Below are 12,685 nucleotides of genomic sequence, written 5' to 3'. Positions count from 1 at the left end.
GGTTCCGGTATCAGCGCCTCCACCGGTTTGGCCCCGGCAATGGTCTTCCACAGGTTGTACGCCATGATAAGGATACCGCTGAGGAACAGCACGCCACCCAGCAGTCGCACGATATAGAACGGATGCATGGCCTCCACGCTTTCCACAAAGCTGTAGGTCAGCGTCCCATCGGGGTTAACCGCGCGCCACATCAGGCCCTGCATGACACCCGAGACCCACATGGCCGTGATGTACAGGATGATCCCCACGGTTGCGATCCAGAAATGCACTTCAATCAACTTCACACTGTGGATCTTGCGACCGAAGAGCCGCGGAATCAGGTAGTACATGGCACCCATGGATATCAGAGCCACCCAGCCGAGGGCGCCCGAATGCACATGACCGATGGTCCAGTCAGTGTCGTGGGACAGGGCGTTGACCGTCTTGATGGACATCATCGGTCCTTCAAAGGTGGACATGCCGTAGAAAGACACCGACACAATCAGGAAACGCAGTACCGGGTCCGTGCGCAGCTTCTGCCAGGCGCCGGACAGGGTCATGATGCCGTTGATCATGCCGCCCCAGCTCGGCGCCAGCAGGATGAGGGAGAACACCATGCCCAGGGACTGGGTCCAGTCCGGCAGTGCCGAGTAGTGAAGATGATGGGGGCCGGCCCAGATGTACGTGAAGATCAGGGCCCAGAAGTGCACCACCGACAGGCGATACGAATATACCGGTCGCTCTGCCTGCTTGGGAACGAAGTAGTACATGATGCCGAGGAAACCGGCGGTCAGGAAGAAGCCGACGGCGTTATGCCCGTACCACCATTGCACCATGGCATCCTGTACCCCGGCGTATACGGAGTAGGACTTCATATACGAAACCGGGATCTCCGCATTGTTCACCACGTGCAGAACCGCGATCGTAATGATGAAGGCTCCATAGAACCAGTTGGCGACATAGATATGTTTCACCTTGCGTTTCACGATGGTTCCGAAGAACACCAGGGCGTAGGCGACCCACACGATGGTGATCAGGATATCGATAGGCCATTCCAGCTCTGCGTATTCCTTGGACGTTGTGTATCCAAGGGGCAGGGAAATCGCCGCCGCGACGATGACGAGTTGCCAGCCCCAGAAGGTGAACGCCGCCAGTGCCGGCGCAAACAGGCGCGCATGGCAGGTGCGCTGCACGACATAGTATGAAGTCGCGAACAGGGCCGAGCCGCCGAAGGCGAAGATCACCGCGTTCGTGTGCAGCGGCCGCAACCGGCCGAAACTCAACCACGGAATGTTGAAGTTCAGCGCCGGAAACGCCATTTCCGCGGCGATGTACACGCCAACGGCCATGCCGACGATGCCCCAGACGATGGTCATGATGGCGAATTGCCGAACCACCTTGTAGTTGTATGTTTCTTGAGCGGCCATTTGCCCCCCGTTCAATTGCTGAGAAAAAGAAAACGACGCCGGATCAGCCGGTAAAGACCGGACCGATCCCGGAACTCCAAAGGATCACGCTGGCGGCCAACAAGCCCACCAGCATGACCAGACCCACCGCCAGCACCGCGCTGGAAAACAGAAACCCTCTCTCTTCGGTGATTTCCATCATGGTAGGCAATCCGAGATAAAGCAGATACACGGTGTAGGAAAGGGCGAAAATCCCGATCAGGAAATTCAGCCACGGTACCGGATAGAGAAGCGTGATGCCGGTCAGGAACAACGGCGTCGCTGCATACGCGGCAAGACCGATGCACGCCGACAACGGTTGCTTGGCGTTGTAGGTCTGACCCATCCAGTGAATCAGCTTGCCCACCGCGAACACGGTGACCAGCATGGCAACAAAGAAAGCGATGGCGATGCGCAAGGCGCTGCCGGATTCGAGCGTGATCACCGGTCCACCGGCCACTGACCAGCCCACATAAACCGTACCGATGTAGCCCGCGATAGCGGGAATCGCGGCGAGGAACAGTACGTGCGAACAGTAACAGCGTGTAACACTACAGCGCGCGTCGTGGATGCGCTTCCACTCAGCTCGCGGATGGACCATGAGGCCCCAAACATGGTTCAGCACCATTGCGTGCACTCCTCTTCTGTACCGGTCTGGCCTGCGTGGGTTCTTCCGATTGCCCGGATCGCCCACTTTTTCAGGTGAAAAATCTCCCTGTTCAGCAGAAAAAACCTAGTAAATTGGTATATTATCGTTTTCTAATATTCTACCGCGTATCATCGCGTTGGCAAACGATGAACCGATTATTCACATTCGCCTTGCCGCGGTGCTTGATTCAGATCAATACAAAGGCCTTACCTGACCCGTAGGGTCCGTCGACCGCGATACAATATCACCAGAAGTTTCTCCGAGCCGCTTCCCGGCGCAAGACGCCTGAATCCAATGACTACAAATTCCAGACCGGAAAAGCAAGCGTGCTTTCATTGTGGCTTGCCCGTGCCCCCCGGTACCCGTTTTCAGGTGGAGATCGGCGGCAAGGCCCGCGCCATGTGTTGCGCCGGATGTGAAGCGGTCGCCCAGGCCATCGTCGACAGCGGTCTGGACGACTTTTACAAGTATCGAACGGAGAACGCCCCCACCGGACAGATCGTTCCCGATTTCCTGCGCCAGGCCCGGGCCTACGACCACCCCGAGGTGCAAAAGAGTTTCGTTCACGTTGAGCCCGGTGACATTCGCGAGGCTTCCCTGATACTGGAAGGGATCACCTGCGCGGCATGCATCTGGTTGAACGAGCGTCACCTGGCGACGCTTCCCGGTATTCTGGACGTCAATGTCAACTACGCTACCCATCGCGCCCAGATTCGCTGGGACGGTTCCCGTCTCAAGTTGTCACAGATCCTGCAGGCCATACACGATATCGGTTACATCGCCCACCCCTACGATCCCAGCCACCAGGAGCGGTTACAGGAAAACGAGCGCAAACAGCAACTGAAACGGATCGGCATTGCCGGGGTGCTGGGAATGCAGGTCATGATCCTGGCAGTGGCGCTGTATACCGGCGACTGGTATGGCATGGAGGAAGGTTTTCGGCGCTTCTTTTACTGGATCAGCCTGGGTCTGACGATTCCGGTTCTGATCTTCGCGGCGCGCCCGTTTTTTGCGGCCGCCATACGAGACCTGCGCCACCGGCAGGCAGGGATGGACGTACCGGTATCGCTCGGCATCTCCATCGCCTTTGCCGGTTCACTCTGGTCTACCTGGCAGGGCCATGGCCATGTGTACTACGACTCCGTCGTGATGTTCGTCTTCTTTCTGCTGAGTGCGCGCTACTTCGAACTCGTTGCCCGCATGCGATCGGCGGAGGCAACCCGCTCGCTGGTGCATGCAAGTCCGGCCATGGCCACCCGCCTGACGGATGGAAACGAGGAACAGATTCCGGTTGGTGAACTGCAGGTGGGAGATCTGGTTCTGGTGCGGCCCGGGGAAACGGTGCCCGCGGACGGCGAGGTACGTGAAGGCCGGGCCAATGTGGACGAGGCCATACTGACCGGGGAATCGCGTCCCATTGCCAGGGCCGCGGACGATGCCATCGTCGGCGGAAGCATTGTCCTCGACAGCCCGGTAACCGTTGAGACCATGCGAATCGGCGAGGACACCGTTTTGGCAGGAATCGTACGGCTGCTGGAACGGGCGCAGGCCGAGAAACCGCAAGTCGCGCGATTGGCGGATCGCGCCGCCTCCGTTTTCGTGCTGGCGGTGCTGAGCATCGCCGCGGCCACTACTGCCTACTGGGTGTGGCACGATGCCGAAAGGGCCCTGGCAATCACCGTCTCCGTGCTGGTCGTGACCTGCCCCTGTGCCCTGTCGCTGGCTACACCGGCGGCGCTGACCGCTGGCACGGGCGCCCTTGCGCGCCTCGGACTGCTGGCGACCCGCGGCCACGCCCTTGAGGCGCTGGCACGCTCCAATATCGTGGTCTTCGACAAGACCGGAACCCTGACCGAAGGACGCCTGCGCCTGTTGGAAACCCGCACCCTGGGCAACCTGACTGCCGCGCGCATCCTGGACCTTGCCGCCGCCCTGGAGGCACGCTCGGAACACCCGATTGCCGCCGCGTTGCGCCAGCCCGGCGCACCACGTGCAAGCGAAATCATCAACACACCGGGTGGCGGGATCAGCGGGCGCATCGACGACGAGATCTGGTTTATCGGGAATCGCAACTTTGTCGCCTCCGCTTCCGGCAAGGCAATCAGCCCTGTCGACGGCAAGGATCAAACGGTCGTGTGGCTTGCCAACCGCAAAGGCCCACAGGCCCTGTTCGTCCTTGGCGATCGTCTTCGACCCGGTGCGGCAGAGCTGGTCCGAGCGCTACAGGCCGGCGGCCGCGCGGTCTGGCTGCTCAGCGGCGACCACGAACAGGCAACCCGGGGCCTGGCCCGGGAACTCGGTGTAGATCATGTGGAATGGGAACTCAAACCCGAGCAGAAACTCGAACAGATCAGGGCCCTGCAGCAACAAGGAAAGCGCGTGGCGATGGTGGGTGACGGCGTGAACGATGCACCTGTGCTCGCCGGCGCTGATGTCTCGATCGCCATGGGCAGCGGCACGCAACTGGCGGCGGCAAGCGCGGACATGATCCTGCTATCGCCAGGCTTATCGCAGATTTCGCGGGGATTTGACGGCGCCCACCGGACCCTGGGTGTAATCCGGCAGAATCTTGGCTGGGCCGTGCTGTACAATGTCATTGCCCTACCGTTGGCAGTTGCGGGCATGGTGGCTCCATGGATGGCTGCACTGGGCATGTCCGCAAGCTCGTTCCTGGTAGTGGCAAATGCCCTGCGACTGACCCGAACGCAGTGAGGAAATACGGTGGAAATCATTTACATGCTGATCCCCCTGGCGCTGGTCCTGGTGGCACTGATCATCTGGTTTTTCCTTTGGTCCGTGCGATCCGGACAGTTCGACGACCTGGAAGGTCCGGCCCATCGCATCCTGATGGACGATGATGGCATCGGCTCCGGGAAAGAGGCCAAACCGGAAAAGGAGTCATGATCGCCAGTATCCGACACTACTTTGAGCGCTACCTGGAGAAAGACCGCGCATCGCTCGAAGACGGTCACAGCCGTGAACGTCTCCGCACCGCCACCGCTGCCTTGCTGCTGGAAATGGCACGGGCGGATTTTCACGCGGAGCCGGAAGAGCTGGAGGAAGTCAAACAGGCGATTCAGGGCGAACTCAACCTTACAGCCGCGGAAGCCGACGAGCTCATCAATGAGGCAGAAGTGGAATCGCGGAAATCGACCGACTATTTCCACTATACATCCCTCATCAACAAGGCATGTACACCAGAAGAAAAAGTGGTAATCATCGAGATGATGTGGCGCGTGGCCCTCGCCGACGGACGCGTGGACAAGTACGAGGAACACTTGATTCGCAAGATTGCCAATCTGATCTATGTTCCGCGCGAAATGATCGTGGCGGCCAAACACAGCGCGTTGCGGGATACCGGGCGCGAGAATGAAGCGTTATAAGAAGCCGGGGGAGGCAGTACATGAAGTGTCCACGTGACCATGCTGAGTTGACGAAAAAAATCTACGAATCGGATATCGCCGTTGATGCCTGTCCCGAGTGCGGCGGGTTGTGGCTGGAGAAGGGGAAGCTGGAGGCTATCGAAGAGAGTCTGGACAACGACTACACACCAGAACTGAAGAAAATGCCCAATCTGATCGAGGGCGCCTTCGAACGGGCGGAACAGATGACTGCGCGCTCACTGACTTGCCCGGCGTGCAGTTCGCCCATGGAAAACCACGAGTACGCCTACTGTTCCCAGGTCATGGTCGATTCCTGTCCCCACTGCGGCGGGATCTGGCTGGATGAAGGCGAGATCATGAAGCTGGAACTGTTCTTCGAACGCTCGCGGATCGAGGCGGGCGCCATTCGCCGCGGATTCTGGGGCAGTCTGAACCGGATGTTTGGCCGCCGTTGAGTCAGTCGCCAATCCGGCGCCAGGTGGTCTCATCCCGATGCACCTCGTGCCGCGCCCAGGCGGCGAACTCACGCCGCGTGGAAGTGCCCGATCGGCGGCGGTTCTCGCCCGCCACCGTCATGTAGATCACCTTGTCCTTGCTCACATCTGAACTCGGCGACTCGTCGATCACCTGGCGCACTGCCCAGTGCGGCCCGAACTTGCCATTGGTGTAGAAACGTCCGAGACGGATCTCGTCCGGCTTCATTGGCAGACCATGGGCATGTTCCCGTGCCAACTCGTAGATGTGCGCCAGATCGGATTCGGTCACATCGATAAAGGAATCCATCTGCCGCATGGCGTACACGAAGTCTTCGTGGCTGATCTCCGGAACCACTCCCTCTTCTTCCTCTTCCGCCGGTCGGGACTGACGCCAACGCACCAGGGCAACGGGGTAGCGGCGCCAGGGAAAGAAGGCATTCACCGCGAGCGCTACGGTGAAAATGATCGCGGTGTTCAGCATGACCGGAGTCAGTACGTACATGTATCCCAGCTTGTGCGTTACTCCGCCGGCGAGTACCGCCGTCAGGGCCGTCGCACCCCCCGGCGGATGTATGCAACGCAGGTAGTGCATGGTGCCGATGGCCAGGCCCACGGCCACTGCCGCGGAAAAGAACCCTGTGCCAAGGAGCTTCACGCAGGAAACACCAATGATGGACGAGACCAGGTGACCGCCGATCAGTGCCCAGGGCTGGGACAAGGGACCATGGGGGACGGCAAACAGCAGGACTGCCGATGCGCCCATGGAGGCAACGACCAACATCGCCGCCTGGGGGCCGACGAAATAGAGACTGACCCAGGCAACACCAAAGATTCCCGCGAAGCCGCCGGCGGCAGATACCAGGCGTTCGACATGACTGGCGCGACCGGGCTCGATGCCGAACAACTCGGCGAGCCGCGTGAGATTGGGATTCATGGGTTCTGTACTGCTCCAGGCAGCTGGCTGTTCTTATTGGGGCGTGTAAACAAGTATATCATATACCAATTTTAATCCCGCTGTCCCGAACTGGCGTCCGCTTTCTCCATCACCGCCAACAGGCGCGTGGCGAAGATCCACGGCAAGGGATTCAGGATTCGATCCAGGGCGCGGATCACGGGATAAAGAGCGTCCGGATAGAGCTGCGGGCCCGAGTATCCGCCGGATGCCACGTACGACAGGGCCGCCAGCCGCGTGCAGCGTATCCGCCGCCAGGATTTCAGTTCGTTCGCGTAGGCATGGCCGAGAAATATGCGCGAGGCATTGCCCTGTGCCGCATAGTAGCCCGCGTCGGCGGCGTTCCAGTTCGCGGGTGCAGACCAGGTGATGGGTCTGCGCAAGGCAAGCGGTTCCGGGTGCAAGGGGCCATAGACCACCAGACCCAACAAGCTGACACACGGTTCGAACACGATTACGCGGCCTCCGGGTGCCAGCACACGTGCGAATTCGTGCAAGGCTTCACCCGGATAACGCAGATGATGGAAAACATCAAACAGGATCAGGTTGGAGACCGATGCATCCGCAAAGGAGAGTTGATACGCATTTTCTACCTGGTCCACCCCGGCAGACGCATACAGATCCGTGCGTATGCATTGCGGGATCACCTCGCGGATATTGCCGATACCGGAACCAATCTCGACCACATCGCCGGGAACATCGGCGAGTTGCCTCGCGATCAATTGATGGAATTCCCGGTAGATCTTCTGCAGGACCGGCTTGTCATGCCATCGCCGCAAGTTGGCCCCGGCTTCCTGCTCGTGTCGCTGCACACCGCTCCTGTCTTTCACGGCGACTACCCGGATGGTCAATGACGCTTGCGGACGACCACCGTGCCGGCGAGCTTGTCGTGCCATCCCTGCTTGCGACGGTCGAAGGCAATCCACAAGAAGCCAAGAAACAGCGGGAGCATGGAAATATAGTAGGCAAAATACCGGCCAATGAACTGCCCCGTCGTCGGCTTGCCGCCGGTGCGGGCATCGATGATCTCGGCACCGATCGCCATCTTGCCCGGGGTAGCCGAACGACTGATCCAGAACAGGATCACGGCGAGCGCCGAGAGGACCAGTTGCAGCAGGGACTGCAGCGTGCTGGTGGGCGAGAAAGTCTCCCGCATCAGATACTGCACCTGCTCGCCGGTCGAACTGCCCAGGAGCACATCCAGATCAAGAGACTCAGTTGATCCGAAGAACAGGGAAAGTATCGGGACAATCACCGCGGTGGCGAGAATGCTGTCGATCAGGAAGGCGAGGAACCGCAACCAGAAACCCACGTACTTCTGTTGTTGCGGCTCATTCATCCCCGACTCCTGTTTCCACTTCACCATGCCGCATCATACGAACTTGCGGCTCGACTCACCAAAAGGATACCGATGGCGGGAAGGATTTCACCAATTCATTACGAAACCTTTTCAATTCATAGACTTGTAATTTGATAACATCGCCGCCACGTTAGTAGGCATGTCGGATTCCTGAGAATCCGCCGCAGCTGAACCCCACTCCGGCCATCGACGGGATGCGTGGTCCGGGAAACAACCTGACACATCAGACACGGGCGTGCGCGGCTTCCCGTCCGGCCTGCGGCCGCCGCGCGTTGCTGCGTCGTCGATAGATCGTTATGAAGCAGAGGTACTCTCATTGTGATTGCTGATCCATACGCTGAATTCAAAAGTGAAGAAATGATCCTGCGAGACTGGCTGGCGCTGGACCGGACCGTGCTCGCCAACAAACGCACGTTCCTGGCCTATGGCCGCACGGCTGCGGCATTGCTGGCCCTGGGAATCGCGTTCGTACACCTGATCCACCACCGGTTTTTCGAGATCTCCGGCTACGGCCTCATGGCCCTGGGTGTTGTTGTGTTCTTCGTCGGAACCCGGGAATTTGTCGCCAATACCATTCGTCTGCGCAAACTCGTGAAAAAAGAAAAGGAACTGGAGCAACGACTTGCCTCGGCGCTGCGTACCGGCGACGAAGCGGCCTAGGGCGCGGAAGCGCCAAGGACGGGGGCCGGATTCTTCCCGCACGGGTCCGGTCTGTCTATCCCGACCCGATTCCAGCAAGCGCCATGGTGTAGCAAACGGCGGTTCCAGTTAGCACCTCGGTACCGTCGGCCAGGAACACGCGGGTATCCAGCTCCGTGATCGGTTTGTCCTCGCGCACGCTCGTGATCCGCACCTCACCTGTGATCGTATCGCCCGGCCGGACCGGTGCCTTGAAGCTCCAGTTCACCTGCAGGAATACCGTCCCTGGCCCGGGGAGATCTTCTGCAACTACCGCATTCAGAATCGCACTGGTAACTCCGCCCTGTACCACGATACCGCCAAAGCGGGTGTTCCGGGCAAGATCCTCGTCGTAGTGCAGGGGGTTTCGATCGCCGCTGATTTGGGTGAACAGTTCGATGTCCGCCGCCGCAACCGTGCGGGAGCGCCGGGCCGTATCCCCGGGCAAAGGCATTCCGTTTGGCCAAACCTCACTGCTCGTTCCCATAAGTTCCCCCAACACAACAGATTCTGGAATCAAGACCGCGCCCGTCTCGCAAACCACCAACCGCCTCGCATTGGAAGATAGCGTGGAGAACTGCTTCGAATCCAGAGCCCGCAATAGGCGCGGCGGCCAGCCGAGCCGGCGCGGGTGCCCCATTAGGCCCTGCTGATATATATAGGTATACTCCCGCCCCCTCGGCAATCCCCAAGGCAAGGCATGAACCTCGATCGTGTCGGTCCGGGCAAGAAATTCCCGGACGAATTCAATGTCATCATCGAAATTCCGGCCCATTCCGACCCCGTGAAATACGAGGTCGACAAGGAGACGGGGGCGATGTTCGTCGACCGCTTCATGAACACGGCCATGCACTACCCGTGTAACTACGGCTATGTGCCCCACACGCTGTCAGAGGATGGCGACCCGGTGGACGTGCTGGTGGTGACCCCGGTACCCCTGATTTCCGGCTCCGTAATTCACTGCCGGGCCGTGGGCCTGCTCAAGATGGAGGATGAATCCGGCCCTGATGCCAAGGTCCTTGCCGTACCCGTCGACCGTCTGTGCATGCTCTATCGTGGCGCACAGGACCCGGACGACATGCCGGCCCAATTGCTTGCCCAAATTGCCCATTTTTTCGAGCACTACAAGGACCTCGAACCCAACAAATGGGTCAAGGTGGAAGGCTGGACCGGTCCCGAAGCAGCCCGCAAGGAGTTGGCCTCCAGCGTCCAGCGATTCCAGGAAGCCCCGGAAAAACCTTATTTCTAGTGCTGCTTAACCCACTGGCGGCGAGGGGAATGCGCGGCAGGGCCGGAATTTAGTAACAAAATGCACAAATGCGGTGCGGGCGGGCCCGGAAGCAACTATGCTAGGTTCACCGTCGGCGCCAGGGGGTTACACACTGGCACCTTTCCGGGGGTCCCATCCAGTCGATAACCCAGTTGGCGACGTGCCTATAGGCGGCCGGCCGCGCCCCGGCACCAGGAAGAGAAAGGGCAAAGTGAGGGAAACACGGTCCACATGCAGAATCTCACCGCCAAATCCCGGCGCATCAGTATCATCGCGGGCGTAGTCCTGATCATCGCCACCCTCGTAACCGGTTTCGTGGTTTTCACGGTGATGAAAAACAACGCCGAGGCCCTGCTCAGCCGGGGAATGTTGCTGTCCCTGCAGACACGGGCCGACCAGTTCCGCCTCGAAATCCAGGAAACCGATGCCGCTGCGCGCCACATCGCGGACCACCCCGATGTCATTGGATCTCTCGGGGCCCTGCAATCGAACCCTTCGGACCCGCGTGAGCTTGCTACCCTGAGGCGCATTGCCCACTCACTCCTGACCGACGGCACTTCCCGGATCGAATTTTCCCTCGCGCATGACGCTCATCCTGTGGTTACCGCCGGAGAAAAGCTCGACAATGAGATTTCCGTGCCCCTGCCGCTGCGACCCAGGGCCCGCCTCGCCTGGAACAACGGGTTTGTCCTCGGGACCACCGTGGAGGTCAGAAAGGAGGCAAGGCTGTTCGGCCTCGTCACGGTCTATTCCCGCCATCCCGCGCTGGATGCCTTCCTGACCGCAAAAATCGGCCTGGGCAAGACCGGCGAGATCGCGATCTGTTCCCCGCTTCCCGATGACCATCTGTACATGAAGTGTTTCCCGACACAGATCAGCGGTCATGTGTTTCCCCACCAAGCACGAATCATCAATGGTGCGCCCTTGCCCATGAGCCATGCCTTGAATGGCAAAACGGGCGTGGTGGTCGCGCGCGACTATCGACAGAAACGGGTGGTTGCGGCCTACGCTCCCATCGGAAATCTTGGCCTGGGCATGGTTCTGAAGATTGACACCTCGGAGCTCTTTGCCCCGGTGTGGAGGGAAGCTCGCTACATCCTGATTGTAGTGCTCCTGATCGTCGCCATCGGTGTAGCCCTGCTGCGCTGGCTGGTGACCCCGCTGATTAGCCAGGTACTGATGTCGGAGAAAGAGGCGCATGATGCCAATGCGCTGCTTCGCGACACCGAGACGCGAACCCGGGCAGTGCTGGAAAACGTGGACGAAGGGATCATCACCCTCTCCGATTCAGGTCATATCGAATCCGCCAACTCTGCTGTCGAATCCATGTTTGGCTACGATAGCAAGTCCCTGAGAGGCAAGAGTATTGGTCTGCTGCTTCGCCATCATGACCGGGACCTGGACAGCCGACTTTACCTGCAGCGGCTGCTTGCGGCCGATTCGGTGGAGGAACATTTTGGCCAGGAAGTAACCGGCTGTCGCACGGATGGCAGCACATTTCCGGTGGGCCTCAAGATTTCCGATATGGAGCTTGATGATCGTACTGTTTACATCGGGGCTCTCAGGGATTTGACGGACCTGAAGGCCAAAGAGGAAAAGATCCTGCACCTGGCCAATCACGATGCCCTGACCGGCCTTCCCAACCGAAACCTGCTGCAAGACCGTGTCCAGCAGGCGATCATTCACGGGCATCGTCACGGAATCCGGGTTGCGGTCCTGTTTCTCGATCTGGACAATTTCAAGACCATCAATGACTCGCTCGGTCACGATGTTGGCGACATGTTGCTTGAGGCTGTGGCAACGCGCATTCAGGAATGTGTTCGGGAAAAGGACACCGTTGCGCGCCAGGGTGGTGATGAGTTCATTGTCGTGGTCACCGAGCTCGGGGATGCCCAGGATTCAGGGGTCGTTGCCACCAATGTTCTTCAGCGGATTTCCCAACCATACTCCATCGGCAACCGCGAGCTGCACGTAAACGCCAGCGTCGGCATCGCCGTCTTCCCGGAAGACGGAAAGGATGTCGAGACCCTGATGAAAAACAGCGACATTGCCATGTACCACGCAAAATCCGCCGGCCGCAACAACTTCCAGTTCTATGCCCCGGAAATGAACCGTGTCGCCACGGAGCGGCTGGTCATTGAAACCAACCTGCGCCACGCCATCGAAGAGAATCAACTGCACGTCGCCTACCAGCCGATTCTTGCGGCCGACGGGAACATGACGGTTGCGGCGGAGACTCTGCTCCGCTGGGACCATCCCACACTGGGCTCCGTTTCTCCCTCTAGCTTTGTCCCGGTTGCCGAAGAATCGGGAATTATCGTTTCCCTGGGCGAATGGGTCATGCGTCAGGCATGCATGCAGTATCGTCGCTGGAAGGACGACGGCATCGATCTGCAACGGGTAGTGGTAAACGTCTCGCCCCGCCAGTTTCGGCAACGGAATCTGGCGCAGTCCTTTGTAGACATACTTCATGCATGCCTGACGCATGACCCA

Annotated in this window: 13 protein-coding genes; 7 read left to right on the top strand and 6 right to left on the bottom strand. The window is 59.5% G+C overall.

Translation table 11 applies throughout. The features are described 5' to 3' along the window. Together ccoN and P8X48_09310 are read right to left on the bottom strand one after the other, a co-directional pair. The coding region (ccoN, locus tag P8X48_09315; GenBank protein MEJ2107513.1) for a cytochrome-c oxidase, cbb3-type subunit I at positions 1-1,406 on the bottom strand (1,406 nt) is incomplete at its 3' end. A 43-nt stretch (positions 1,407-1,449) separates the two neighbouring features. After that, positions 1,450-2,052, bottom strand: coding sequence for a Yip1 family protein (locus P8X48_09310; protein MEJ2107512.1), 603 nt, complete (start codon positions 2,050-2,052; stop codon positions 1,450-1,452). A 315-nt stretch (positions 2,053-2,367) separates the two neighbouring features. Between P8X48_09310 and P8X48_09305 the strand changes: the two genes are divergently transcribed. From P8X48_09305 to P8X48_09290, 4 genes are read left to right on the top strand one after another with little or no spacing between them, the layout of a single operon-like run. After that, positions 2,368-4,785 carry a heavy metal translocating P-type ATPase gene (locus P8X48_09305; protein ID MEJ2107511.1) on the top strand — a complete coding sequence of 806 codons (2,418 nt, stop codon included), beginning with the start codon at positions 2,368-2,370 and terminating at the stop codon, positions 4,783-4,785. A gap of 9 nt (positions 4,786-4,794) precedes the next feature. Beyond that, the gene (gene ccoS / locus P8X48_09300) at positions 4,795-4,977 is read left to right on the top strand and encodes a cbb3-type cytochrome oxidase assembly protein CcoS (protein MEJ2107510.1); all 183 of its coding nucleotides are present in this window, start codon (positions 4,795-4,797) and stop codon (positions 4,975-4,977) included. Next, a complete protein-coding gene (locus tag P8X48_09295) occupies positions 4,974-5,456 on the top strand; it encodes a TerB family tellurite resistance protein (GenBank protein MEJ2107509.1) in 483 nt (160 codons plus the stop codon). Before ccoS ends, P8X48_09295 begins: the two co-directional genes overlap by 4 nt. A gap of 20 nt (positions 5,457-5,476) precedes the next feature. Then, complete coding sequence (locus P8X48_09290) at positions 5,477-5,911, top strand: zf-TFIIB domain-containing protein (GenBank protein ID MEJ2107508.1); 435 nt, start codon at positions 5,477-5,479, stop codon at positions 5,909-5,911. Between the two features lies 1 nt (position 5,912). Here P8X48_09290 and P8X48_09285 read toward each other — a convergent pair whose 3' ends face one another. From P8X48_09285 to P8X48_09275, 3 genes are all read right to left on the bottom strand, one after another. Beyond that, positions 5,913-6,866, bottom strand: coding sequence for an HPP family protein (locus tag P8X48_09285; GenBank protein MEJ2107507.1), 954 nt, complete (start codon positions 6,864-6,866; stop codon positions 5,913-5,915). 71 nt (positions 6,867-6,937) lie between these two features. Beyond that, positions 6,938-7,714, bottom strand: a complete 777-nt coding sequence (locus tag P8X48_09280; protein MEJ2107506.1) for a methyltransferase domain-containing protein — start codon at positions 7,712-7,714, stop codon at positions 6,938-6,940. A gap of 17 nt (positions 7,715-7,731) precedes the next feature. Then, a complete protein-coding gene (locus P8X48_09275) occupies positions 7,732-8,223 on the bottom strand; it encodes an RDD family protein (GenBank protein MEJ2107505.1) in 492 nt (163 codons plus the stop codon). 378 nt (positions 8,224-8,601) lie between these two features. Here P8X48_09275 and P8X48_09270 point away from each other — a divergent pair, with 378 nt between their 5' ends. Continuing rightward, the gene (locus P8X48_09270; protein ID MEJ2107504.1) at positions 8,602-8,904 is read left to right on the top strand and encodes a DUF202 domain-containing protein; all 303 of its coding nucleotides are present in this window, start codon (positions 8,602-8,604) and stop codon (positions 8,902-8,904) included. A 55-nt stretch (positions 8,905-8,959) separates the two neighbouring features. Here P8X48_09270 and P8X48_09265 read toward each other — a convergent pair whose 3' ends face one another. Beyond that, a complete protein-coding gene (locus P8X48_09265; GenBank protein MEJ2107503.1) occupies positions 8,960-9,370 on the bottom strand; it encodes a MaoC family dehydratase in 411 nt (136 codons plus the stop codon). 252 nt (positions 9,371-9,622) lie between these two features. Between P8X48_09265 and ppa the strand changes: the two genes are divergently transcribed. Continuing rightward, entirely contained in the window at positions 9,623-10,171 is a 549-nt protein-coding gene (gene ppa, locus P8X48_09260; protein ID MEJ2107502.1) for an inorganic diphosphatase, read from the top strand. A gap of 252 nt (positions 10,172-10,423) precedes the next feature. After that, a partial coding sequence (locus tag P8X48_09255) for a diguanylate cyclase (GenBank protein MEJ2107501.1) occupies positions 10,424-12,685 on the top strand: 2,262 nt, incomplete at its 3' end.

Source organism: Acidiferrobacteraceae bacterium, assembly GCA_037388825.1.
Lineage (GTDB): Bacteria > Pseudomonadota > Gammaproteobacteria > Acidiferrobacterales > JAJDNE01 > JARRJV01.
Note: the sequence above shows the minus strand (reverse complement) of the source record. Positions and strands in the feature narration are given on the sequence as shown.

Coding starts and splice junctions, on each gene's coding strand:
- P8X48_09275 (MEJ2107505.1), bottom strand. CDS start 8,223: ATGAATGAGCCGCAACAACAGAAGTACGTGGGTTTCTGGTTGCGGTTC.
- P8X48_09310 (MEJ2107512.1), bottom strand. CDS start 2,052: ATGGTGCTGAACCATGTTTGGGGCCTCATGGTCCATCCGCGAGCTGAG.
- P8X48_09270 (MEJ2107504.1), top strand. CDS start 8,602: ATGATCCTGCGAGACTGGCTGGCGCTGGACCGGACCGTGCTCGCCAAC.
- ppa (MEJ2107502.1), top strand. CDS start 9,623: ATGAACCTCGATCGTGTCGGTCCGGGCAAGAAATTCCCGGACGAATTC.
- P8X48_09295 (MEJ2107509.1), top strand. CDS start 4,974: ATGATCGCCAGTATCCGACACTACTTTGAGCGCTACCTGGAGAAAGAC.
- P8X48_09290 (MEJ2107508.1), top strand. CDS start 5,477: ATGAAGTGTCCACGTGACCATGCTGAGTTGACGAAAAAAATCTACGAA.
- P8X48_09305 (MEJ2107511.1), top strand. CDS start 2,368: ATGACTACAAATTCCAGACCGGAAAAGCAAGCGTGCTTTCATTGTGGC.
- P8X48_09285 (MEJ2107507.1), bottom strand. CDS start 6,866: ATGAATCCCAATCTCACGCGGCTCGCCGAGTTGTTCGGCATCGAGCCC.